The organism is Bradyrhizobium sp. 159, from assembly GCF_023073795.1.
Lineage (GTDB): Bacteria > Pseudomonadota > Alphaproteobacteria > Rhizobiales > Xanthobacteraceae > Bradyrhizobium.
This window is the reverse complement of the sequence record NZ_JADPKE010000021.1, coordinates 72,952-99,239: the sequence shown is the minus strand read 5'-3', so window position 1 is coordinate 99,239 and position 26,288 is coordinate 72,952. Positions and strand designations below refer to the sequence as shown.

The following is a 26,288-nucleotide window of genomic DNA, read 5'->3' as shown; positions in this document are numbered from 1 at the left end:
AGAATCCGTTTCTTGATGAACGATTAAGTAGAAGTTCGATTCACCCATCTGATGCGGTGGTCCTTCTGGCTTGCAGGCCTCGAATTGCCTGAACTCGGGTCAACGTCGATCCCGGCTGGTTTACAGTCCGAATCATCGGATCGACAAGGAACAGCAAGAGTTACCGCCCGGGTGGTTGGTGGTTCTTGCCTGCTTGGCTACCCGACACGCAAGAGCACGACGTTGGTTCATTTAAGAGCAAGACTGCAGCACTACCTGAGGCGGAATGGCTGGCAGCCCTTCACAAACGAAAAACGTAGTGATCCGCTGACGTCTCGGACACGTGTGTTCGGAACAAAGCTTACTCCCCTAGCTCCCGACGTCCTTATGATCTCGAGCCGGATCAGGTCGTGCCAACTCCGTTAACGACTTGTTGAACGGGCTCGTCGAACCGGTCGTGCGTGGCCTGCCGTTCGAACAGCCATCGATAGATGCCGCCCGCCCGGGTCAGGGAGCCGTGGTTGCCCTGCTCCACGATCTCACCACGATCGAACACCAGAATGCGCTCGAAGTTGCGTACCGTCGATAGCCTGTGCGCAATCACGATCGAAGTGCGTCCGTTCATCAACCGTTCCATCGCCTGCTGGATCAGCCCCTCCGATCCGAATCGAGGCTCGAAGTGGCCTCGTCCAGAATCAACACCGGCGCGTCCGCTAGGAACGCCCGCGCCAGCGCGACCCGCTGCCGCTCACCGCCCGACAGCTTTACACCGCGCTCTCCGACCAGCGTGCCATACCCTTTCGGCAGCCGCAGGATGAAGTCATGCGCATAGGCGAGCCACGCCGCCTGCTCGATCGCGGCCATGTCGGCCTCGGGCCGGCCGTAGGCGATGTTCTCAGCCAGCGTGCGGTGAAACAGGATCGGCTCCTGCTGCACAACCGCTATCTGGCTACGCAGCGATTGCTGTGTCGCTTTGGCAATATCTTGGCCGTCGATCAGGATCCTGCCGCCGGAGAGGTCATAGAGCCGTTGCACCAACTTGATAAACGTAGCCTTGCCCGAACCGGAACGGCCGACAAGTCCAACGCGTTCGCCGGCGCGGATGTCGATCGACAGGCCATCGTACAAAGGCGCGCGGTTACCCCCATAGTGAAAAGTCACATCCTCGAATGTAATCCTTCCACCTCGAATTTCGATCGTTTGGCACCGGGTGCATCGATGATGCCCATCTGCTCTCGATTGATAGTAACAAGTTCCGTCATGTCGGTCACAGAACGCTGCAGATTGTTGATGTGCATGCCGACCTCACGCAAATAGGCGTGGATGACATAATAGCGGCGTCGCCCGCCGAGGCCCGCCCGGCTATCCACAGCAGGATAGCGCCGCCGATTACCAAACAGCGAAAGCACAAAAGCATCACGTGCTGCACGATAAAAGCCGTTCCCACGCTGCCACGTGCGCGACACCCGTGCCTGCCATTGCTTGATGACACCATTGAAACGCGCATCCTCGCGCATCTCTGCGCCGAATGATTTCACCACGGCGTTGCAGGTGAGCGCGTCCGCCAGTGTGCCGCCTACCTTGGTATCCCAGGCATTGGCTTCTTGTGCCGATGGCGCGATATAGCCGATCGTCATCACTATCGTAATCGCGACATAGATGACCGCGCCGAGTGCGATCACGCCGCCGAGCCCTGGCCAGTGCAGACTTAACAGGATCATTGAGCCCACGAGCACCGCGAGCGATGGCCATAATGCCATCAGAATGGTGGCATTGAGCAGGTCGAGCGCAGACATGCCACGCGTGATCTTGCGAACGGTCGAGCGGGCAAAGCAATTGGCGTGCCAATCAGTCGAGAAGCGCTGCACCCGCATGAAGGCTTCGCATGTTGCATCGGCGATCGTCTTCAGCGTGAACGGCACAATCGCCTTCAGGCCAACAAACCGTAGGATCAGCGAGATGAGACCCAGGGCGACGATGCTGCCGAATGCAACCAGCGCCGCATGCCGCGCGGCCAGATCGTTCGGACCCGACGTTAATGCGTCAACGAGATGGCCCGAATAAAGCGGCATGAACAGGTCGGCGATCGGTGCGCCTAAGAAACCGACGAGAACGAACGTGAGGCGGACAGGCTGCTTCAGCCAGTGCTGGAATACAAACGGCATGACCTCGCGGATCGCGGCGGGTCGTTGGTCATCGTAAACATTCATGACGCGATCCGGCCGCACTCACAGCGCGAGCCGGCTCCATCTGGATTGGCGCACGATGACTCATTGAAACAATCGGTTGTTGGATGCTTTGGAACAGCTCGGCGACGGGCTTTATCAACGCCGGCGATTAACGGCACGGCCGAAAATCCTGCAAGGACAGCGGGAGTCGGCGCGCGATGGTTGAATAAGACACGATGAGGCGGATCGTCGCCGATTCGAGGAATGAGGCGCCGTTTGCACATGGATCGGGCGCAACCTGCAAGATGGGAAGTGCGTGAGCACATCCATCTCAATGGTCGTCGGCGGGTGATATCGCCGCCGCAGCAGCCTCGTTTGTGGCAGATCTTGCCATCTTGCAAGAGCCCAGAGGTATCGCTGACGTTACGATCGATTGACGGACCGTAGGACTTACGGCCGTACTGGCCGCCGACGAGCACGCAATTTGATCTTTCGCTCCAGCTCCATAGTCCTGGCGGGATGTTCACTGCAGGCCCAAGATCCGCTGGTTTGGCGGCACCACTTCCAACGAGCGCAATCGTTGTGGCAAGCCAAGAACGAACTTCTGATCGCATCCTAACCTTTACTAGGTGCACATTACCGACTTGCACACACGTCCATCGATGAAACATGTGCGACATGGCTGCTTTAGGCTTATAGCGCCGAGCCACGCGCAACCGACGCCCTTAAACAGTCTGATCCTGTTACGTCGTTTTCGACGCCATTTCTGGCGAGCGCTCGATGTGAGGTCGCGCAAGAGATTGGTCTTGCCGGTGTTCTTGCGTGCACAATGTCGCGTACGCAAACAATTCGTGTCACGTCGAGACAAGCCGCGCGTTCCTTTCAGATGGGACGCCCTGTGCACGCGCCCGAATAATTCCAGCGGAACAGATCTACTCGGTCTGGCCATTGCCTCGTTCTTGCTCCAGCACCACTATGCAACGAGGTGCAGCCGAACTGCATTTTTCGCAGCCGGCTGCAGCACATAACGATGCAATTGACGGTTCGAATGTTCGCTGTCTTTGAGTAGCAACAGCCGTGCCAGCTTCTCGGCAAACGTGTTAAGCTGTTGTTTGGGATCGGAAAACCGGACGCCGCTCGGGTGACAGCTAGTGCTTAGAGCGCGACAGTCGTCATACTTGCCGTTAGGAACCAAACAGGATCTGCGGTCATCTGCGCCAGAAAGAATGCCTTACGACCTTGTCGAGCACGGCTGAGCTTGAACGCCCGCAAGCTCAAATGCGTGTGGATGATCATGCCCTCCCTTTGTCGCGAAGCCAGCGTAGCAGGTCGTTGATGCTGGGGCTACTCCACACTAATTCGGCTTACAACAGCAGCCCAGAAATGCCGTTCTGGTTGAGCTCCATAGCGGAAAACAAGAGCGTCGCTCTCTATGATCTGTTTGATGTCCGCAGCACTTCCCAGACGTCGCAACTGCGACGGAGGTGGGCAATTCCTCCTTTGCTCGTGAAATCGAAGGCCGCACGCGTTGGATCTGGTTCGCGCCAAGAAAGACCAGATGCTCGTGCGTTCCGATCGGGTCCTCACTGCGCTTCTAAGAGGAGGCGCTCAGGTGGGCCGAGAACTAATCCGCGATGAAGAACGTGGCCGCGCGCGATGGAGCACTTCCAGCTGGCTATTTGCGCTCCGGTGACGCCGCCAAAAAAAGCCGCCGGCTTCGAACAAGATGGGTCATAGTCGGAATCTCCAAAACAATCGCAAGCTCACGCCAGGATTGCAGCTGTGGTCTCGCAGCTAAGAAAACGCTGACATACGCCACGCACGAGAGCATCTTTTTGACTTAATCGGGGGCCGGCTTCATCATGGCTTTGACCTCTGCCCGAAAAGCCTGGCGCGACGCGTCACGCGAGTAGAACATGGCCGCCCGGATAGACCGCGAGCTTGACGCGCGGCGCCGACGCAAAGGCGGGCAATTGGTCGAGCACAATCTGCGAGCCGAAATAGGGCGTTGCGAGATCGAACAGGCCGTGCCCGACCAGCATGGTCATCTTCGCGTCTGTTGCGAGGATCTCGCGCAGCTCCGACACCGACTGCGCGGGACCGCGGCCGAAATCCCAGGCCTGCCCGACCGCACCGTTGATTAGCTCATGGGAGCCGTCCGGCCGCCAGTCAGCTTGCGCGTGAGGAGATCGACGGCGGTACTGGTCAGTGGCGCCAGAAGCGCCTCCCCTGAGGGATCGCCGAAGCGAGAGCTGTTAGAATCCGGATAGGGATCAAGGCCACGCACGGAAGCATCGAAGCGGCCGGTCACCTTGCCGTTCTTGCGGTCGAGCTCGCGGCGGAATTCGGCGACATCGAAGCGGCCCGCGAGCCGGCGACTCACCGCCTGGTCTATTCCCGTTAGCGTGGCGACCTTGTCGGCCAGCCGCGTGGCCGCCTCCTTGTCCGCGGTGCCCTTGGCCAGGTCGGTCAAGAACTCGCCGCTGCGTAAGCTTCGACCTCGACGAGATCGGCCCGCTTCACCGGCCCCTTCCCTTCGATGCGATTGCGACATAGCTCGGCAGCTTTGCGACGTATTGAAGAAGACTCGTGCCGCCGAAGTCGCGGAAGTCGAACACCGGCGAAATCATGATCAGGCCCTTGACGCCGACACCTTGCTGCTTCTGCAACTGGCGCACCACCTTTGGCCCGCGAATACCACCATAGCTTTCGCCCGCGACATACTTTGGCGACAACAATCGGTCGTGCTTCTCGAGCCAGCGGCGGATCACCAGAGCGAGCGCGCTGACATCGCCGTCTACGGAAAAGAACCGCTTGCGGACATCCTCGCCGCTCGCGACGAAGCGGCTATAGCGGGTCCCGACCGGATCGATAAAGACGAGGTCGGTGAAATCGAGCCAGGTTTCCGCATTGGGCTTCACCTCCGCAGAGGTCGATGGTGTGACCTCGTCGGCATTGATCGGCAGCCGCCACAGACCGGCATTGCCGAGCTGCAGCCAGGCCGACGATGCACCAGGCCCGCCGTTGAAGAAGAACGTGACGGGGCGTGTGGCGCGGTCGCCACCGTCGAGCTGATAGGAGGTGTATGCGATGTCAGCCTGCGGCTCCCCCTTGTCGTCGAACAGGCGGATGGAACCTGCGGTCGCCGTGAATGCGAGCGTCCGCCCGGGCTGCTCGAGCGTTTGCCTGGTGGTGGAGTCCGGCGGAAGGCGGTGCTGCTCGGCCGCTGACGGCGTGCCAGGTGTTTGGCCGCCGCGCGCGCTGGGACTGCCCTTCTGGTCGGCCAGCGTTGTGCCTCGGGGCGCGACGGCGGATTGTCGGCCCCAGCGCTCTCGATCACGCCACAGGCAAACAGAGCCAGCGCAAGAGAGGCGCGGCGCAGCGCAGTCCAATCGAATTGCATCGAGTCTCCTCCCGTCCCGGCCGCACTTTTGTCCGACCACCGTGTCTCCCAAGAAGGCCCAACGACTTACCTGACAATCGAGGACCACCAAACCTACCAAGTCCGGTAGTATTCACCCCATGGCGATCAGCAGCAGCGCCAGTGAGGAGGCGGTGCTTGAAAAAGCCAATCATTTTTCGACGAGCAAACGGATGCCTTAAGAGCGTCTAACGCGCGCTGCATCCTGCATCGGAACAACTGAATCTCGCCGCATAGATGCGTTTCGTGCACTCGGCTATAGCCGCTTAGGCGGTGGCTTCTGGGACAAATCTGGAGCGATGTAGCACGGCAAGCGGCAAGGCGAACAAGCTCAACAAGCTACATTGCTCACGACCGAGATGCATGTTGAACTATGCGCTGCATACGAGGGCGCCATTGCGCGATCCAACGCGACACCACTCGTGAGCGCGCATTGTGTTGCCCCAGCTTGATGCACGCTCAGGAAGCAGATTGGGAAACCTGCCCTGATCGCTCCTGCCGGATGATCTTCGACGTGAGTTGGGCGCGGAATTCCGTCGCGCTTTAGCGTACGGCTGACGCCACGAATTCCTAATCTCCCAGAGGATTGGCGTTTCAATCCGCAACTGGAACGAAACGGGATAAGGGATCAAAAAAGCTCCGCGCCAGCATAATTTGCGCCAGCATAGGTAAGGAGGCGCTCGCAAAGAATGGTGGATTCAGGCAATTGGGTTTTCAGACCTTGTCCAGGTTTATGTCGCAAATGCGAAGGGCGATCGACAAAACCAGCTAAATGCTGGGATTGATTGGCAAGAAAAAGGGCCGCTCGAATGACAAGCGGCCCAAGTCTAGGGAGGAAACGCCCAAGGAGGACGGCGGTCGCGCGAGGCGCTGCCGCACTGCAACAATACACGACCGCACTGCACCCGCAACGGACTTTTTCGCCGGCGTTCGCTTTGTTTGCGGCGAGTGGGTTGATCGCGGCGAAATCAGATTGCGAGGTCAGGCCGATTTTGCCAGGGGCTCGGCTATGCTCTGTCAGCCTTGCATTCTGCGGCATTGCTCCGCCGAACTGGCACCACAGCCACTGGCGAGAGACTGATGCTCAGTAGGAGCTTCCCAGAAAACGTTTGGGACACCAAATTAGGCCAGTTCTGATCCAAGCTTTCTGCCGGGAAAAGAAACCCGAAGGCATAGCCCTCATCACTTTCGATCCAGGCGGGTGGTCGCCTCGTCCAAGGCGGCATGTCGCGTCACGAACTCCGGTGCGCTCTCGAGTGAGCGGGGCGAGCATGTCCCGTCGTGGGGCGATGTGTCGCAATCACTTCGCCCCACGCTAGTGGGCGGATTGAAGATCAGATCGCAGGCATCAAGCGCGTCGAAGGTCAGACGTACCCGCAGGACAATCGGAGCTGCACGCAACGTTGTCTCAGAGGCAGTATTGCCGTTGCAAATAACGCCGACTAAGCCTTTCTGGACGAAGAAACCATCACTACAGCGTTTCTGTTCTAGGAACGGGGTGCCATGGGGCGACCCACTCTAGCGGTCTTCCGGCCAGGGACGTCAAGCCACTACTTCCGGTAGTTGAACAGTTTCGCAACATCATCTTGAACTCGCTCAAGAACATGGAATTCGAGTCTGTCGAGTGATAAGGGTTTCTCGTCAAGATCATTTCGCCACACTCCGGCCCGCTCAGCTTGTCACTGTCCATGGTCGATCATTCGAGTGGCTCGACATCCGCACCGACACAGTCGCCCAGTTGCGCGATCCGGTGACGCTCGAACGAGCGTGGGTGCCACTGGCCACGATCACCGTTCCGGTGCGGCCAGACTGGGCGCGGACACATCCCGCAGTCAGTGAGGCCAATCGCCCACTTTCTATTTTTTTCCATCGCTTCCGTCGTCGGAAGCAATCAGCTGATACGATCGCGCTCCAGGATCGTGGGTGACATGGCTGGTACATCCAGACCCGGTTCGAGAACGGCGCGACGAGCTTGTACGTCCCCTGTATCGGAGCTCTGCGGACCATTAAGGAGGCCAGCGCTTTCAATTGCGTGAAATGTCCCTCGATCACCTGCAGGATGGCACTGAACGTAAGCTCGGCGACTGTAATCGCGAGGGTACATCTGCGGGATCAAAAAGCTGTACTGGCTGATGAAATAGCCTTTGGCACCGACCATCTCGGATGCGACGAGCACGAGCATGACCGAGGCGCTCGCGAGGCGAATGCCGACGAAGATCGTCGGAAGCGCCGCCGGAAGGATCACTGCGGACAGTTGCTGCGGCGTCGCGCGCATCGTCCGCGCCGACGTGATCCGGAGCCCGAGAGCTCGGCGAGGTTGGAAAGAGGGTGAGCAGCGGGGCATTCATCGGGCAGCTATGTGCCATCGATGCTTGACCCCTACAACCCATCATCGAGGAATGGCTCGCCGCGGCTCCGCACTTGTCTGCGGTCGGGCCGGACTTTGAGATTTGCGATAAATACAATGCGGGTACGAGCGGTGTGACAAGGCATCAGCGCACTGCTCGTGAACGGCTAGACCGCAGCACGCGCAGCGGAGATCACATGATTTGTAAATGGAGCCTGCTCGGCAAGACCAGATGTGCGAACCTGCGCCGTCAATCTTGAGCAGTGACGCGGATGAACTTTTCATAGCATCTTCGCCTGGCTGAGGGTTTTTGGATGCGTCGCCTTGACCGCAGCCATAGCGGCCACCAATCATTCGCGGAGGCTGAAATACCTTAACGAACGGCGAAGAAGAGGTTCAATTCAGCACCTGATGCGGCAGCCCCTACTGGCTTGGAGGCAGCCAATTGCCTGATCCTGAGCCAATCGTCGCTGCGGATCAGTCGCGCGGTGGCTCGCCTTTTCGCGCACATATCGTCAATCCATGTTGGCTTCCTGTGAGCTCGCCACCCCGACCACGGCTGCCGGATTAACACAGTGGGAGCCCTTCTGAGGCCACATCGTCGGAGAGCTGGTCAACGCCGTCTGGCCGATTTGCTTGAGGACCTCAATGGACGTCTCTCCTCGTGACGCAGCTTCAAGGATTCTCGAAGCTACGTGCGTTCGGGTGCCAGTCTCATCAGCCGGGAGTTCTCTGCAAACTTCATTCAGAACTGCACGCAAGAGAGCGGCTCGTTTCGGAGGCGAACATGAGGAGTACCAACAATTTGGATGCGTGTGCCTTGCGCGAATCCATTCGAGCTTCCAGGCCAAGGCGTACGCATCAGCTACTCAGCTTCATTGCGCGCAGGAGAGCCTTGGTGACGCTCAATTCAGATCACTTCCTTCTTTGACGATAGACCAGATCATCAGTGGCCACACTAGGCAGCCTTGGCCGTCTGCAGCTTTGGCTTGGAGCGCGCCACGCTGCGAGGACCAGCGATACTGAGGTGTACATCGCCATCGATAGAACGCCTCTCGACTCCATCTCGGTCACTGGATTTTCCGATGACGCAGCGCTGGGTCGCGCGGTTATCCCAGATTACAACGTCGCCTGGTTTCCAGCTCCATCTTACGCTATTCTCGGGCGAGGCGAGGTAAGATTGAAGGCGGTCAAACAGCTTCTGGCTCGCATATCTTTCCAGGCCGACGAAGTCCCTCACGGACTCTCCGAGCACGAGCAAGCGCTCGCCCGTCTCGGGATGGACGCGAACAACCGGACGCGCGTCCTCGCAGATGGTTCCGGTGAAGACATCACCAAATTGCTTTGCATCCATCTCGGCGGAGTGCCTGGTCAAGGTGCAATCATAGGTGCTGCAGTGCACTGCCCAGAGATTGTCGGCCAGCATCCGCAGCGGCTCCGGAAGATCAAGATACGCGGCCGCAGTGCTTGACCAAACTGTGTCACGGTCATCAGGCGGTATCACGACGCCGCGCAGCACCGAGATCTTCGGACATTCGTCACCGAAGCTGACGTCCGTGTGCACCTGGCGCGCATGACCGCTGCGACGATCCGGCTTCATATCTATAGGCGTTACCAGCGAACCAAGCCTGAAGGCAAAGCGATGCTGTTCGAAATCATCGAGATGTCCCTGATCACGGAAGAAGATGACCTTGTGCTCAAGGAGTAACTGGCTAATAGCCCGGATCATCTCGTCTGATAATTCATCTGATAGCCTGACGTTCTTGATCTCGGCACCGAGCCGGGCCGTGGATTTGACGATATCCGCTCGCGGGATAATGTTATCTGTCATGTTGCTCATGCTCATTCTCTCGCTATCGTGATGCGCGAACAAAGCTGCGTGACCACTCGGTCGAGGGACCGACAACAGAAGCCACCCAAGTCGGCCTGGTGATGCACCCTACTCGGTCGCAATGTGTTGCAGCACTCGCCACAAAAGGCTGCAATGCATCTTGGGCTACAGACCACGACCATCGTGTGACCCGCTCTGTCGCGCACAGCTCCGACTCTTGCATCGCCTCTGACCAGAGGACGAGTCGACGGGCAGCGGTGCCGGGATCGACGTGCAACATGATCGATTACCTCGCTCTTACATCGCAATCATACGGTCAACAGATGTCCAGTCCATGAAACGAAACCAGCATTCTTTTCGCCGATGAGAAATGTTCGCTCTGTCCGGGAGCTAAGCTTAAAGATATTTTTGGGAAGGCAACTCTTCACACGTCCGCAACAGGTACGTTCGAGCTTATGAGGACGAAGCGGATAACTCGCGGTCTCATCAATCAGCGCGACTACGCAGCACTTTTCTACCACAAGTTAATCATATTTCAATATGCAATTTGCAAGTTAGAAATACGTTTGTTTCGTCGTATTGAATTTAGTAAATTTGCGCGACGGTTTCATCCGCCTGTCACATACGGAGCAGGCGCGCAGTCCCGAAGCGAGAGATCAATCTTATCCGCGATATCAATTCCCGCTGCGGTTTAACAACGGGCTATATCACTCCTTTTGCGGGATTCCGTTTCAGGAGGATGCTTCAACGTGAACTGGGACTTGTGTCAATAGCTTGGATTCAACATCGCTGCCAATCTAGAGGATTGAATTAAGTCGCGACTTGACGTGCATCGCTCGCACAAATGTCCGATACGTTGAGCGCCGTGACAAGCCTTTTTTTCGGAAAAGCCGAGACGGCCCGCACCGCCAGCCGCGGACGACCTCGGCGGAGTGACCCGTGCACGCAACGCACACCAAGGCGTGCTAATTCGTCTCGGCTTCCATTGACGTTCTATTTCGGAATTGATTGTATCTCACAAAATGCTTTTTACGTTCGCCAATGCGCGCCACGACGTGCCAGCTCCACTTCACCACCCTATTTGGTCGCGGAGCCAGGAATGGAAACATCGCGACTTCACAGCTCGACTCGACCTTTAGAAACGAGATGACCGTTATCGCGACGCGAGTCATTTCGGGTGAGCGGCTTCAGGCCAATCTGTGAATTCCATCTCGAATTGACGAGAACTGACGGGTTTGGTCGTGAATTTTACGGTTCTTCCTGAGAGAGCCGCCAACGATCCGGATGCGAACTTAAACACCATCTTGCCGGAAGTTGCGGTGCCAACAGCCCTGTTGTCCTCCGTGACAGAGGAACCGGTCCCCTCCAACACCTGACCAACCGCAATTCCGTGGAGCGCACATGTCGATAGAAGCCAAGTACCTTCCTTTCTCACTGTCCCACTGGCTGACCGACAGTCCCGTAATTCCCGCGTCCTTCAACAGACCATCGGCAACGCGGCAGGTGTATTGAAGGCTGACAATGGTGCGCCCATTCCGATCGCCTGTCGGCTCTCGATCGGTGCCGTCTATGATGCAACCGTAGCGCCGCGTTGAGTCCGCGAGCGCAATCTCATTCAACCCAAGCAGTCCGCAAACAACATAAAGTATCATACAGAGAGAGAGCTGTTTCATTGCCTATGCTCCGCGGACATCCCGCCGTCGTGTTGTACAACCTGACCCTACGGCCGATTCAAGCTCCTCGATTGTTGTTCGGATGGGTGCGCCTCACAGTGACATCGGCATGTTTCCGATCCGAGGCGACCCGGTAGGAAGCTCAATGCTGCTGGAGAGTACCTCGATCAATTCAACCATAGGGAGCAACGACGGCTCAGAGAGCAAGATCGGCCGCCAGCATGTGAAGACGGCGATGCGGCGGATTGGGATAGACGCTCTATCGCCATCCGCGCGCCACCAGACCCGAGCCCGGCCACAAGATCCATCCATATCTGCTGCGCGTCATGGAGATTACGCGACCGAACCAAGTCTGGCGATGAAAATCACCTACATTCTGACGGCGATTGGCTTCGCCGATCTCGCTGTGGTGTTGGACTGCGCAGCACGTCGCGGTCTGTCGTGGCGACTGTCGATCACCATGAACTTCTGCGTCGAACGCTGGCGTATTCCTTGGCTCGTCCCGGCAAGCCGGAAATTTCAACACGGCTCAGGCTCTCAGTTCACTGGACAGGCTTTTACCGGCGTGCTCGCCGACAACGGTATTGCGATCAGCATGGACGGAACGGCGCATGGCGAGACAACGTGTTTGTCGAACGGCTCTGGAGCAACGTCAAACACGAGGAGATGTGCCGTTGACAGCGTCAGCCGGGCGCGCAGCCCGATCGGCCTATATCTCAACTTCCATAACAGTAGGCGTCCCCATTCCAGTCATGGCGGCAGCACGCCAGATCAAGCCTACTTTACCCGCTGCCATTCCGTATCGCAGCCTAACGCCCCGGCAGCAGTCCCATCTATCGACGCGGAAACAACTGGGACCAGCTCTATTTCACTGGAGGGACATTCCAATGGGGACACTCTGCCCATGCTGCAATTCCCCGATCTGTATAGGTCAGCAACCTGCTCGGTCATGAAAGTCGCCGCGAAAGAGGAAGTGCGCGAATAGCACGATCAACGTCACGTGATCCGCCAACCAGGTCTGCGGTCAACGGAATCAATGCACGGCAGGACCATCGTTCGCCTCACAGAGTCCCTTGCGGTTCTCTCCTCCCGGAGACCCGTCAGCCTTTCGAGGAGCAATTGGCAATTAAGGATTTCCAGGTGTCGCGCAAAGCCGAAGAGCTTCGGCTGGAGCGAGGGCAACTCGCCAGAGACAGGCAGCAGGTTGGAATGACATTTCGAAGCCGCCTAGCCGATTGGGCGACCAATGCGCGAACCGCCGCTGATCTGTTCAAGCCCGCGCCGGTGCATGATCGCCAGACTCCCACCTTTCGGGCAAGTCGATCCATATATCAGCAGGACCATGCAAAAGTGAATCTTGATCCGGTACAAAGATATTGTCAGGCACTCTGAGGCCGCGACCAAGGGCGACTCCACTGATTATGAAGGGAAGCTCGATCTGCTTCTGATCTTCAAAGCTGTCCGCGCCAACAATGCGAAGAGATTCCAATTCAAACCGTCGGAATGTGATCAGCGGTCTTGCCGAGTCTATCAGGTCTTGGGCGCAAGATACTCCCCGCGCGGCCTCTTTTCTCAAGTGGTCCAGCGCCAAGAAGAGGGACGAAAGCTCGTCCAGCTCGGAACGATTGAAGTGTCGCAAACGTGACGAAATAGGCACTCCATTCTTGTATCGTACTGTCGGCACAAATCGTATCTCGCAATCAAGAAGCAGATCTGCCACCGCTCGCTTTACGAGAAGAGCCTGTCCAATATCCTTCAAGCCGAAATAACTGCGAGATGGTCGAGCGAAACAGATCCATCGGATGCATCCGGTGATACCTTCCATGAGGAGCCCATGAGGCCCGTTCGCACGCAGCGGATAATCCCCTTGAGACACAAACGTTCGATATCCTGGCGGGAACATCTCCGCGTCCGTCGTCGAAATCACAGCAGAAGCGCCCGCTCCTAGCGCAAGCGCAATGTCATCATCCAAATTGAACTCGTATTCAGGACCCGGGCTGAGCTGGATCTTGTTCGGATAGACCGTGACAATGGCCACATCGTTCTCGACTGCGGCCCTTCTGATCAATTCCGCGTGCCCCTGATGCAATGCACCCAGAGTATGTACTGTGCCGATCGTTCGACCTTGTCTTGCCATGTCCGCAATGAAGGCCTTGCCAGCTGAAAGAGACGCTAGATGCATATTTCCTGCTCCGCTCTTGTTGATTCACAGCAGCTGGGCTGCTCGATCAGACAGGAAGCGTGGTGAGAGCGACCCCTCACACTGGCCGCGCAAAGAGCGCCTGGGAGCGCCGCCACAGCGGGGCGCATCGTGCTCTTCCATCTTCCTTCTGGGATGACAGCTGGTCTAGATCGCCATGCGCATTTCGGCTTAAATCAGCTCGATCCCTCTCGACCGCGTCTCATTAGCGATGAGAAGTCAGCCAGATACTCTGAAGGTTTGTATTTCTGATCTTCCACCCCCTCCAAAGCGGCCTGGAGCCCAGGACACCTGTCGGCAAAGAACGGCGGTTCAAAAGTCGTTATCTCTGCATCCGAAAAATCAGTCTTTACAAAGCTTGCTTGGAACGGCGTAACTCCACTCAAGTTGGCCTTGCGGAGGGACGATTGATTCATTCGAACATATGCGGTACGGGCGGCCTCCAGGTTGCTGCCGGTCATTCCTGCTGCAATATATGACTGAACAAGGTTTGCTCCTTCGAAATTGGCGCGATTCAAGGCCATAGATTGCGGAGGATCACCTGTAATCATTGATCGATAGAGATACGCCTGTGAAAAATCTGTATCATCGAGATCGCAGTCGCGTATAAACGCACAGCGCGCACGAAAGCCGCCCAATCGGGCGTAGCGCATCGTGCTCTCGGTGATCGAAATGGTTTCTCCTGATGCGCGAGATAGATCAGCCCCATCGAGCTGGCAAGAGCGTACAGATACTCCGTTAAGCACCGCGCCGACGAGGTTGGCGCTGGCTAGATTCACAGACAGAAGTCGCGCCTCAGATAGGTCTGCCTCCTCAAGCTCTGCCTTTGCAAGATTTGAGAGGCTGAAATCCGAAAAGGGGGCGGCCAGCGCTTTGGCCAGGATGCGACCGCTCGCCTTTGAAAGCCTGAAATAGGGAAGATGAGCGTTCTCTAGAACAAGACCATCGACCGAAGTGGGGCGCAGGATCGATAGACACTCTCCCCTTGACTGCAGAAGGGAGCTGCCGGTGAGATGCGCCTTGGTCATTGTAACCTGGCTCAAATTGGCAAAATGGAAGGACGAGCGAGGCAGGTAGCATTCATTGATGGTCGATCCTTGCAGTTCGGCGCCATCAAAGACAGCCTGGCTTGCGTCACACTGATAAAAGAGGACGCCACTTAGGACTGCATTGTCGAAACGCGTTCTCCTCATGCTGCATCCGTGGAACAGGCTACCTGTTGCATCGACGAGATTGCGCAAACTTGCATCATCGAAACTGCAGACCTGAGCGGCAATTGCATGCATATACGCAAAATCGAGCTTGGCTCCGCGGAAACTTGCTCGCTCTAATCCTGGGCAGATAAGGTTGGCCTCGGACAGATCGGCTCCATCCAGCTTCGCTCCGTGAAGTTGCGCACGATTGAGAATGCATCGCCGCAATGGAAATCCGGATAGATCGTGACCGTTAAAGTTCTCGCAGGATAGCTGCAGGCCGATGCCGGTCTTCTTGATAGCTTCCTCGGTTCGGTTTCCCACCGCAGCCAACGCGGACGCGCGATCACTGTTTCGGCTCCAGTAGCGGACAAAGTCACCATCTGCCGAGGATTGGTTTATCGTCGTTGGACGGATTCCCAGCTCCTCGTGCACGCTGAACTGGCTATTGGTATCGGTGGCTTGCGTCACTGTCGACATCTTCCATTCTCGATGACGAGCGCACTTTCTCAGCCTCCTGTGCGGGCGTTATTTTGCATCGCCTGCGTGTTTCAGGTAGCCTCGATATGCGCCCCATAGCGCTCGTTGGATTTATTTCTGCGACACAGGCATCATCACTCATCAGGGTGTAAATTTCCTGGCCGGCCCTTTGGAATTGTGCCATCACGAGTCGACACCCACATAAGCCTAAGCGAGTTGTGGCAGACGGAGTTGATCTCCCCACGACTTCCCCATTCGGATACTTATCAGTGTGTCGACAGCAGACCGAAGAAGCCGCAACTTGGGGTACCTCCACAATTTCATGCGGTCGTTATTCTTGCATTCGGCCTTTACGACGCACTTCAATAGCAATGTCTGTGCCAGCCCTCACCTATCCTGAATTGACGTTGAATGCGTGTCCAGAAACGGCGCGGCGGACGCCGCCAGAATTTCGTAACTGACAGCACTCGCTTCTCCGTCACAAACCGGACAATGGTTGGCAACGCTCGAGACGGCAAGTCCCGCTTGTTCTCTATGCCTTCGACCGCAAAGCCAATGTCGCTCTCTATGACGATCGAGTAATAGTTGCCTTCGATGCACGTACGCGCATTCTCCAGATGTCGGACCATTGAGCCACAAATCGCCGCCCGCCTTCCGTTCCTCAGTTTTCATCCCGGCGACGCAGTTACGTCCCGGAAGTTCGCCGACAAAGTCGCGCGAGGTACTAGAGGGTGGAGTTGGGACTAAGCGGTCCACATGAAGGGGCGTGAAATCGCAAGCGCGGAGAAAGCTGCCGCTTTTTTTACGACGTCGGCCGTTCCGGATGGGCGCGTTAGTTGATGAGCGTGAAGAAGCGTTCGACCTGATCGAGGCAGGAGGCATGGGTGGTGTGAAGTGAACGTGCCAGCGCGGACATCGGGCGAACCAGGTCCTGACCTTGGATGCTTCAGTGGAGTGCTGCCCAGATGGGGGCCAAGTTGGCCGGCACATTCGTTTCGATGTGCCTTAGAAAGGCCCGCAGCTCCTGGTGACTACGCGGTTCAGCATCTTCTTCCGAACCAAACGGCTTGCCTCGGTATGAAGGCGGAGCGCACACTAAGTAAGTAGCCTCGCATTCCTAAGATTATCACGCCAATAACCGTGATTCACGCCATCAAGTGACGGCTCTGAGAGCACGCCTGCTCGCCAGCAGATGGAACCGCAGGACGAGGAGCCCCGCGTAGATGGTTGTCCCGATTGACAAGCCAATCCAGATACCGATTGCACCAAGCCCGATCTTCAAACCAAGCACGTAGCCAAGTGAGAAGCCGATCAGCCAATACGCAATGCCGACGAACAGAAGCGGCACCCGGGTGTCCTTCAGTCCGCGCAGACCGCCCGCCGCAATGCTCTGCGCTGCATCAGTGACAAAAAGGCTCGCTGCGACGATAAGGAGCTCTGCAGTCAGTCCGATCGTTGCGTCGGCATCTTCGGCCGATTTGTCCAGAAACAGCTCGGCGATCTCAAAACGCGCGACGATCACCGCAACCGTCAGCAGGGCAGCGATGAGGGTACCGAGCAGTATCGCGGCCAGGCCTGCCCGCTGGATGCCGGAACCGTCGCTGCGGCCGACCGCATGGCCAACGCGCACGGCCACCGCCATGCTGATGCCGAAAGCGATCATGGATGTAATCACGGTGATCTGAAGCGCGATCTGATGAGCAGCGAGTGCACTGGTGCTGATTAGGCCGGCCAGGAGCGCGGCAGCCGACAAAACTCCGTACTGCATCAGGGAGGCGATTGAAATCGGAGTTCCGATCACGATCAGCTGCCGCAAGAAGGGCCAATCGAGTTGCCAGAGATCTGCAAGCACGTGGTAGTGACGGAAAGGACGACGCATCGTGGCAAGCCAGAAACCGGCCAGGAACATCGCACAGTTCACCAACGTGCTCGCAAGCGCGGCCCCGAACAGCTCAAGCCGCGGCAGCCCGAGCTTCCCATAGACCAGCAGATACACGAGCAGGGCGTTGAGGGGGATAGCCGCCAGTGTGATCCACAAGATCGGCTCCGGCCGATTGACCGCACTCATGAAATTACGGATGACCTGAAGCCATAGCGCCGGCACCACGCCCAAGGCCAGTCCGAACAGATATTGCTGGGCGAGCCGCGCCGCGTCTGGCGCCTGACCGAAAGCGAGCAATATTTGCTCTCCGCCAAACGCAAACGCGATGATCGGAAACGATAGCATCAGCGCCGCCCACAGCCCCGTGCGCAGTGCGCGCTGTACCATCGCATAATTCCCGGCGCCATAGGCCTGCGCCGCCAAAGGTGCGATCGGCGCGAGCAGGCCCGCGCCAAAGGTGAAGCTGACGAGATAGAGCGTGACGGCCAGGGCGGCCGCGGCGAGTGCCTCAGGCCCGATGTGCCCGATAAAGGCAAGATCTGTCGTCATCATCGCGACCTGCGCAAGCTGGGTCAACACCATGGGCCATGCGAGCTTCACAATTTCGCTGAGCTCGACAGTGAGGTGTTGGCCAGCCGCTCGTCTCGTCATTGCGTATCGCAAAGCTGATACTGGTTTTCTTTCGACTATTTTGTTCATGGATTGCTGCTCGATCTGCCTCGTCCGCAAACGAGTTGTTCCGCCGAGAGGGATCTTTCCCGCCCTGAATTCGTGATGGCCTACCGATGCGGAAACAGGCGGCCCGCCTGGGCAGCTGCGCCTCACAGAGGAGGCGCGCGTCGGCTTAGACCTGCCGTTGGGCTTAGGGTCTGACGGCTGCTCGCCCGCTGATGAGCAACTTGATCAGTGCCTCCGCAATCGCATCGACTTTTTGGCGCGTGTTAAGCGCAAAGAAGACGCAGCAGGTGGCTGGCACGCCGAACGGTCGGTCATCGGCATCGGGCGGTCGGTGCCGGCGCGAACCGCGATATTGGTTTGGTCCACGGTGACGGAACCGTGCGCGGCATAGGTGAACTGAGAGGCCTTCATCTTGTGAGCCATCACTGCAATTCCTCGAGCATGCGATGCTGAATGACAGCTCCTTTTCAAGGCTCGTGCCAACTACGAGAGCTTGACTTGTAAAGGCTATTTGCTCAAGCGCACGTGTCCTGGGCCCGACAGCATAGTCGCAAATCCCACAGTCGCATCATGGACGAGCCCAAAGCGCTTAGATGCTCGGCAACTTGCACCGCAGGAATCCCAACAGGCGGATGCGGATGTGACAACCTCCCGCTCACCAACGCACGAATAGACTGACTACAACAGCATATGGGAAGACATTGAGGACGAGCTAGGAAGGTCGCGCTTTTCCCCACCTCTCTTTGGCATCTGCAATCCGATGCATGCGGTACTCGTTCACGCCAGTAATTTCTGAGAGGCCCTTCTTGCCGAAGAAGGGGATGAGGTACTTCCGCGCCCGGCGCTCGTGACCTTTGGGGGCGCTAGCGATCGCACTCGCCAACAAGCTTGCCCGCATCGCCTGTGCCGCCTAAAGGACGCGCCTTCGAGCCTTCAATCGCCAAAGGCCTTGGCCCGATCGTCGAAACGGCGTTCATCACAGAGCATTGAAACGAGCCCATCTATGCCGGCGTCTTCTTAGACGCGGCTGAATGAACGATTGGCGACCCCACCGCGCGCAAGGCTTGGGACTGCTGCGAGCAAGCGTTGCGTATAGTCGGTGCGCGGATTGAGGAATATCTCGTCCCTGGTGCCGGTCTCGACGACGCGCCCTTGGCGCATGACCATGACGCGGTCGCTGAGCTGGCGGATTACACCGAGATCATGCGAAATGAAGATGTAGCTCATGTTGAGATGCGCCTTGAGATCGGTCAGCAGGTCCAGCACTTGCGCCTGAATCAAGACATCGAGAGCCGAGACCGGTTCATCACAGACGATCACAGCGGGCCTTGGAGCGATCGCACGGGCGATCGCAACGCGCTGACGCTGACCGCCCGAGAGTTCGAGCGGCCGGCGATCCAGCAGGGCTGGGGATAGTCCGACCAGATCAAGAAGCTCGACAACGCGCTCATAGCGCTCGTCTCTGCTCTCCACGTCACTTGCGAGGCTATCGGAAATGATGTGTCCCACAGACCAGCGCGGATCAAAGGAGTTGAGAGGATCCTGGTAAATGACCGAGATGGCCCGGCGCCGCGCCCTGCGGTCGCGTTCGGTTAGCGTGGTCCAGGCCCGACCTTGAAACAGAACGGCGCCTTCATCGGGCGGGTCAAGCGCCAGCGCCAATCGTGCCATCGTTGACTTGCCAGATCCGGACTCCCCGACGACGCCCAGAGTCTCGCCGGATCGCAGCTCAAAGGAGATACCATCGACGGCCGTGCGCAGCACGCCATCTGGTCCTTTGAATCGCTTCACAAGATGTGCCGCGCTGAGCACGACCGAAGGGAATGTCGATGGTGATTGCTCCTGAGACCGTAACGGCGGCTTCCACGCCCGAGCAGCGGGCAATCGCGAGGGGCGAGAGCCGCGCAGGCGCGCAGAGGGCACCGCATCCAAAAGCTGGCGGGTATAGGTGTGCTGAGGGTCTTGGAAGACCTGGTCTGCCGATCCGCGCTCGACCACCTTGCCTTCATGCATGACCAAGACCTCGTCAGCTATCCGGGAGACAACCGCCAGATCATGGCTGATCAGGAGAAGCGCCTTGCCCCGCAACTTGGTCTCTTCCAGCAATCCCAGCACCTGCGCCTGCACGGTGACGTCGAGAGCCGTGGTCGGCTCGTCGGCGATCAGGATGCGTGGATCGAGGGCCAGAGCGGCAGCGATGAGCGCGCGTTGGCGCTGGCCACCGGATAGTTGATGCGGCAGCTGCCGGGCTTTGACCGCTGCTTCAGGCACCCCGACGAGCTCAAGGAGCGCGACGACGCGCCGTTCGAGCTCCTCGCTTGATGCAACCGCACGGTGGAGACGCAATGCTTCGCCAATCTCCTTGCCCACCGGGCGTAGCGGGTCGAGCGCGACGAGTGCATCCTGCAGAACGAAGCCGATCTCCTTGCCGCGGACGCGCCGCCAGCTGCGATCATCGAGAGCTGTGAGATCAGTGCCGGCGAAGGTCAGTTGACGCGCATGGACATGAGCCCGGCGGCCGGCAAGACCGACAACGGCGCGCGAAGTCACACTCTTGCCGGAGCCGGACCCTCCGACAATGGCCAGGCAGCGCCCAGCCTGGAGAGAGAATGAGACGCCGCGCACGGCTGTTCCCTCAGGAAGATCCCGCCCGAATGAGACACAGAGTGAATCGACTGTCAGAAGGTTCGCCTGCGGGGACACTTGTTGATTAGGAACGTGGAGCATTACTTAGATCTTTCCTTCCAGGAGATCCTGCAAATAGCGTCCGACGACAGTCAGGCCGAGAGCAAACGACACCACGGCAATGCCCGGCATGATCTCAAGCCACCATGCGAAGATCACATAGTTTCGCCCAGCATTTAGCAGCGCGCCCCATTCAGGCGCCGGGGGAGCGACGCCGAGACCGAGAAACGCAACACCCGCCGCCCAGACGATCGCTTGCCCAACGCCAAGCGTCATCATCGCCGTGAGCGGGCTCATCGCGTTCGGAATGATATGCCGCCATAGGATACGTGGATAAGGATGGCCGAGGGCCTTGGCAGCCTCCACATAAGGCGCCCCTTTTACAGACAGAACCTGTCCTCTGATCATCCGAGCATAGCCCGGAGCTGTGCCAACTCCGACCGCTATAACGAGGGTCAGCACCGATGGACCGAACAAGCTCACGAACAGAAGCGCGAGGAACAGCGTGGGAAGTGCGAACAGCACGTCCAAAAGCCGGCTGAGAACATTGTCGAGCGCGCCACCCACAAGGCCGGCAATGATGCCAAAAACCAGCCCAACGCCGATGCTCAGCGCAGTTGCGCCAAGCCCGATGGTGAGTGACTGGCCTGCTCCTTCGACAATTCGGGAGTAAATATCCCGGCCTGATTGGTCCGTTCCGAACCAGTGCGCGAATGAGGGAGCTTGCAATGGTGCCGTCAGATCGATCGCGAGCGGATCGTGCGTCTGCAGCAGACTCGGCGCGATTGCCGCGACAATAAAGAAACCAATGACGATCAGAGCTACGTGAACCCTAAGAGGAATACGACGGAGGATCGCCGACGCCTCTATCAGCTGCGAACACGCGCTCCAGTCACCTACCCTGCTCATGTCATCTTGATCCTGGGATCGACGATTCGGTAGGTGAGATCGACGAGCATATTGGTGACGGCGAACAGGCCGGCGGAGATCAGAATAGCCCCCGAGACGACTGGAACGTCTCGAGAGGACGTCGCAGCGACAAGGACTCCACCAAGGCCTTGACGCGCAAATACCGCCTCAATCAGAATCGCACCGGAAAGAAGCTTTCCGATCGCCCAGCCTGATAAAGTGATGCCGGGCAACGCTGCATGACGCAGGACATGGCGAAACCTGACGCCGAGCTCACCCATACCTCGTGCCCGCGCCGAGATGACAAATGGCTGCTCGAGGACACGCGTGAATTCGCTGCGAACGATTTGCCCGAGGAATCCCGACAACTCTAAAGCCAACGCAATCGTTGGAAGAACGAGCCCGATCGGGGAATTGCCCCCGATGACCGGTACAATGCGAAGCTGCACCGCAAACACAACGAGGAGGATCGTAGCCAGCCAGTAGGGCGGCACGGTCGCCAGGAACACCTGTATTCCGCTGAGCAAGGTTGACCACATGTTGTCTTGGCCGGCGACGAGGACGGTCGTCAGAACCGCGATGACCCATGCCGCAATGAGCGCCGCAACCGCCAGAATGATGGTTGGCCCAATCTGTTCTGCGATGATGTCAAGGACCGGCCGATGCTGCTGGTATGACAAGCCAAGGTCCCCATGCAGGATGCCCCATATGTATTTGCCGTATTGCAGAACGAGTGGCTGATCAAAGCCGTACTTTGCGTTGACCGCCGCGAGCTCTGCTGGAGAGGCCTCTCCAACGTTGCCACTCGCCATGTTAATGATGATCTGGGCGCGGTCGCCGGGCATCAGGCATTGAACAAGGAACGTGAAGGTCGCAGTTAGCCACACCACAGTCGCAGCGGACACGAACCTGCTCGCAAGCCAGCCTATCCGAACATGAGCTGCGCTATTTACACGCATCACTTCACGTCGACGAAATGAGCGTCATAAAAGACGGGTTCACCGACCGACCCGCGGTCCAGCCAGACATCCTTCAGCTTTGGGCTGGTTGCCAATGTGACATCGAGCACCGTGAGGCCTAGGACGGCCGCTTTCTCCACGATATTGCGTTCAGCCTGCTGATAAAGCGCAGTCCGCCCGCCATCGTTGAACTCCTGTTCCGCTCTCTGAATGACATTCCACAGTGCCTCATCCTGGTAGCGCGACGGATTAAAGCGGTTCCGCTCGCCGTTCCGATCAGGCTTCCATGAAATGCGGAAGATCTCTGCGCCGGGTGCAACCCAATAGAGGAGCACGACCTCGTAGTCGTTCGGACCGAGATTCTTCCCAGCAAAGAAATCCGCCTGGTTGGTCGGCTGAAGGCGCACCTCGAATCCGGCAGCTTTCGCCTGCTGCTGGATGACCTGCAATGCCTGCTCGCCGTCTGGCTTTAGAAAAGCGCTCGAATAGGAGATTCGAACGACGAGGGGCTTGCCATTCTTGAGGCGAATGCCGTCCTTGTTGTGTTCAGTCCAACCCGCTTGATCGAGGAGCTGATTGGCCTTTCCAACGTCATACCCATAGGACCGCCCGAGCCCGCTGATATATTCCGGCGAACTCTGGCTGAGCGATCCATTAGCCTCGAATGGCAAAGCGCCGAGGAAGGACAATTCGACGGCGGCTCTTCGGTCAGCAGCGTATGCAAAAGCCTGGCGGACGCGCACATCGTCAAAGGGGGGCCGTGCCGTATACAACGCCAGGCGTAAAGGGGTGCCGCCTGTTATATGCCGCAAGACGGCGAAGCGGGAATTGGCGTCCTTCCAGGCAACTGCCGGAATATCATAGACGACATCAGATTCGCCCGTCAGCAGTGAGCCATAGCGGACGGTTTGATCCGCAAGGAACCTCCAGTTGATGCCGTCAACGTAAGCCGGCCCCTGGTGCTTGGCGTGACTTGGTGCCGAATTGTAATCCGGGTTGCGGCGAAACACGACGTTCTGCCCGTGATTCCATTTCTCCACGATGAACGGGCCTGACCCGACCGGGCTGTTGCAGTTCACGGCAAGTCCGCGCTTGAGCGCAGTTGGTGACAAAATGCCTTGGGAGGACTGCGCGAAAACGTTGAGCAACGGCTGAAATGGCGTCTTCAGCGTTATCTGCAGTGTGAGAGGGGCAATTGCTGTTGCCGATTCGAAGCTGTCTTCGAGGTAAGGAGCGGCAGTCGGATTGCGACGATCCGGATCATTGCCGAGCCATCCGTTGATGTTCTCGGCAACAGCTTGCGCATCGAGAGGCGTCCCGTCGGTAAACTTGACGTTTGGCTTGATCTCAAAGATGTATACTTTCCTGTCGTCGGAGATTGTCCAAGACGTTGCGAGCCAAGGCACAATCTTTCCATCTTCCCTCCGAGCAACCAGATTGTCGCTATACTGCCGCTGAAGATACCACTGCTGCACCCATCCCCCGAACAGGCAGGGCGGCTCTTGAAAATGCCCGTAGCGAATGGTGCCTCCTCGTTTCGGTCCGCCGGCTGACGCCTCTTGGGCAGAGCAGCACGCCATGATCGAGATCTGCAGGAGCGTTGAGACCGCCAACAGGACAGCCGTCGCCTTTTGCTTTCTTCGAGTGTTCGGCGGGATGCCGAGACGCCAAAGGCTCGTGCGTTCGATAACAGACATCTCCAAACTCCGGTGTATGTGGACAAACATTGCGTCACAGAGACGACGGCCTCGCCAACGTCTCGGCAGCAACGTCGTGGTGAGGGATTCCCAGGTGCTCGCGCAGTGTCTCCCCCTGGTATTCCGTGCGAAACAGACCGCGGCTCTGTAGGATCGGCACGACAAGATCGACAAACGCCGTCGCGCCGTCTTCCAGCACGTCTGGAATGATGTTGAAGCCGTCGACCGCGCCTGTGCGAAACCATGATTCGATCGAATCGGCGATCTGCTCGGGTGCACCGACGAGCAAGCGATGACCGAACGCTTGAACGCTGCCAATGATCTCGCGAACCGTGCGGCCTTCCCTCGCCAATGCTTCGAACGTGCGGTGATGACCAACCGAGAACGCAACATTGTGAGGATCGGGCAAGAGCTCCTCGGGAATGGGCCGGTCGAGGCTGAGTTTTTCGACCGGCACGTCCATGCTCCGTGCGAGGGCCTCCATCGCACGCGTCAGATCAAGCAGCGCGTCGATTTCCTTCTTTCGGCGTTGTGCCTCCTCTTCCGTGCCGCCGATGAAGGTGACGAGGCCGGGGAGGATGAGTGGAGTTGCACGGCGGCCAAATTGACGCGAGAGCGCGCGCAGGCGCTCGGACTCCCCGATTGCCGTCTTCAAGTCCCCAGCTGCGGTAAAAACGACATCGGCGCTGCGCGCCGCAAGGCGCACGCCAGGATCCGAGCCTCCAGCCTGGACGATGATAGGATAGCCCTGGCGCGAGCCGGGATGGGTGAGCGGGCCTCGGATTGCGAACGCATTCTTGCTGGGATCAAGCAGCCGGAAATGATCGGTATTGGCGTAAACTCCAGATGCCTGATCAGCGATAATGGTCTCATCCCCCCAGCTCAGCCAAAGAGCACGGACGGTTTCGACGAACTCCTCGGCGCGCTTGTAGCGCTCTTCGCGTCCGATCTGGCGACCGCCAAAGTTTGCGACCGTCGCGGGGCTGGAGGTCGTAACCGCATTCCATGCGGCTCGGCCACCACTAATGACATCGAGCGACAGGAACCGTCGTGCCAGATTGTATGGCTCATTGTAGGTCGTCGAGGCCGTTGCGATCAACCCGATTCGCGTTGTCTCGCGCGCGAGCACGGAAAGGACGAGCGTAGGCTCAAGCCCGTTGAGGGGCGGCTGGCGAGTGACGTCATAGGAGATGGCGGGAGTATCCGCCAGAAACACTGCATCCAACAAGCCGCGCTCGGCAATCTTCGCAGCACGAACGTAATGCTCGATGTCGAAGAAAGCGCTGGGGTTGGTGCCCGGCCAACGCCAAGCTGCGGAGTGACCGCCCGCGCCGTGAAGGTTGAGACCAAGATGAAGGGTGCGGACAACGGAAGACATGACACTCCAAAATGCGGCGACCTCCGAAGCTGGTGGGAACGCCTTCGATTACAAGTTGATCTTGATCGCGCTATTCGACAACTGTCCCCACCCCTCGCGAAGAGGCTTGGCCAGAGTGCGCCGGAAGGAGGGCGGCCACGCGACGATGCTTCAAAGATAACAATCTCGGGGTGAGACTCCGGGCAGTGCGCTCGCCAATGGGCCGTGACTCGGCCCAGCTGACGGGCATCAAGTGACGCCAAAGTGTGTCCAAACGTGGTGCTGAGTCGGTTGCGCAGCGGCGCAGTTCTTTTGGATCTCAACGCGAGGGGCCGCAGCAACAGTCTGCGACACGCACATGCCGCACCAGACAACGATAACCCGCCTCGCGCCCATTGGGCCCCCGTCCCAGCTGCAATCACAAATTCCCTCATGGAAACAGTTTGCCCTTACTCCGCCCGCCAACGAGAACAGCTCATGGCAAGACAACGTGTAGCTGTGAATAGCGCGTGAACGCAATAGTTGAGAATTTCAATCTACTAACGTGCAGTGGTACCGTTTTCTAAGACGAACTCTTGTTCGATTCATTTGATACGCGTTGGTGGCACCGTCCAAATTGCGAACTCCGCCGATGCAACGATGGAACCTTCGTTTCTACGCAGCCTTACTCGAACCATCAGCGTAGGATCGATGCACAAACATCGCAGGTGAGACGTGCATTGGAGTTGGCGATGCGGAGCAGAAGTTTGACGCTGGCGAATTCTTGCAATCGTCGACAACTATCGATCCGGCGGCATCATCGAATAATGCGATTGATTGCTCTTCATTT

General features: G+C 58.1%; 12 protein-coding genes and 3 pseudogenes. 2 read left to right on the top strand and 13 right to left on the bottom strand.

Translation table 11 applies throughout. From position 1 onward, the window contains the following. Positions 1–382 precede the first annotated feature (382 nt). The 4 genes and pseudogenes from IVA96_RS04560 to IVA96_RS04545 all read right to left on the bottom strand — a co-directional run bounded on the left by IVA96_RS04560 (position 383) and on the right by IVA96_RS04545 (position 9,761). Positions 383–2,189 (bottom strand): annotated as a pseudogene (locus IVA96_RS04560) (ABC transporter ATP-binding protein). A 1,798-nt stretch (positions 2,190–3,987) separates the two neighbouring features. Further along, positions 3,988–5,550: pseudogene (locus IVA96_RS04555) on the bottom strand (peptidase S10). A gap of 1,909 nt (positions 5,551–7,459) precedes the next feature. After that, positions 7,460–7,843 carry a hypothetical protein gene (locus IVA96_RS04550; RefSeq protein WP_247415568.1) on the bottom strand — a complete coding sequence of 128 codons (384 nt, stop codon included), beginning with the start codon at positions 7,841–7,843 and terminating at the stop codon, positions 7,460–7,462. A 1,030-nt stretch (positions 7,844–8,873) separates the two neighbouring features. Continuing rightward, positions 8,874–9,761, bottom strand: coding sequence for a TauD/TfdA family dioxygenase (locus IVA96_RS04545; protein ID WP_247415567.1), 888 nt, complete (start codon positions 9,759–9,761; stop codon positions 8,874–8,876). A 1,863-nt stretch (positions 9,762–11,624) separates the two neighbouring features. Here IVA96_RS04545 and IVA96_RS04540 point away from each other — a divergent pair. After that, a pseudogene (locus IVA96_RS04540) lies at positions 11,625–12,232 on the top strand (integrase core domain-containing protein); the annotation flags it as partial. 457 nt (positions 12,233–12,689) lie between these two features. On the opposite strand, the gene IVA96_RS04535 reads toward IVA96_RS04540, so the two are convergent. Both IVA96_RS04535 and IVA96_RS04530 read right to left on the bottom strand, forming a co-directional pair. Next, the gene (locus IVA96_RS04535) at positions 12,690–13,601 is read right to left on the bottom strand and encodes a pantoate--beta-alanine ligase (protein ID WP_247415565.1); all 912 of its coding nucleotides are present in this window, start codon (positions 13,599–13,601) and stop codon (positions 12,690–12,692) included. 194 nt (positions 13,602–13,795) lie between these two features. Then, entirely contained in the window at positions 13,796–15,292 is a 1,497-nt protein-coding gene (locus IVA96_RS04530; protein ID WP_247415563.1) for a pentapeptide repeat-containing protein, read from the bottom strand. Between the two features lie 766 nt (positions 15,293–16,058). Here IVA96_RS04530 and IVA96_RS35555 point away from each other — a divergent pair. After that, a complete protein-coding gene (locus IVA96_RS35555) occupies positions 16,059–16,190 on the top strand; it encodes a hypothetical protein (protein ID WP_256465462.1) in 132 nt (43 codons plus the stop codon). A gap of 255 nt (positions 16,191–16,445) precedes the next feature. Here IVA96_RS35555 and IVA96_RS04525 read toward each other — a convergent pair whose 3' ends face one another. The 7 genes from IVA96_RS04525 to IVA96_RS04495 form a co-directional block, all read right to left on the bottom strand. Next, positions 16,446–17,873, bottom strand: a complete 1,428-nt coding sequence (locus tag IVA96_RS04525; protein WP_247415562.1) for an MATE family efflux transporter — start codon at positions 17,871–17,873, stop codon at positions 16,446–16,448. 204 nt (positions 17,874–18,077) lie between these two features. Continuing rightward, complete coding sequence (locus tag IVA96_RS04520) at positions 18,078–18,275, bottom strand: hypothetical protein (protein WP_247415559.1); 198 nt, start codon at positions 18,273–18,275, stop codon at positions 18,078–18,080. A 594-nt stretch (positions 18,276–18,869) separates the two neighbouring features. Next, positions 18,870–20,477 carry an ABC transporter ATP-binding protein gene (locus IVA96_RS04515; RefSeq protein ID WP_247415557.1) on the bottom strand — a complete coding sequence of 536 codons (1,608 nt, stop codon included), beginning with the start codon at positions 20,475–20,477 and terminating at the stop codon, positions 18,870–18,872. A gap of 105 nt (positions 20,478–20,582) precedes the next feature. Continuing rightward, complete coding sequence (locus IVA96_RS04510) at positions 20,583–21,446, bottom strand: ABC transporter permease (RefSeq protein WP_247415553.1); 864 nt, start codon at positions 21,444–21,446, stop codon at positions 20,583–20,585. Further along, complete coding sequence (locus IVA96_RS04505) at positions 21,443–22,351, bottom strand: ABC transporter permease (protein WP_247415551.1); 909 nt, start codon at positions 22,349–22,351, stop codon at positions 21,443–21,445. Before IVA96_RS04505 ends, IVA96_RS04510 begins: the two co-directional genes overlap by 4 nt. Positions 22,352–22,404: 53 nt before the next feature. Continuing rightward, the gene (locus tag IVA96_RS04500; protein WP_247415547.1) at positions 22,405–24,102 is read right to left on the bottom strand and encodes an ABC transporter substrate-binding protein; all 1,698 of its coding nucleotides are present in this window, start codon (positions 24,100–24,102) and stop codon (positions 22,405–22,407) included. Between the two features lie 34 nt (positions 24,103–24,136). Next, positions 24,137–25,480, bottom strand: a complete 1,344-nt coding sequence (locus tag IVA96_RS04495) for an NtaA/DmoA family FMN-dependent monooxygenase (RefSeq protein WP_247415545.1) — start codon at positions 25,478–25,480, stop codon at positions 24,137–24,139. Positions 25,481–26,288 lie beyond the last annotated feature (808 nt).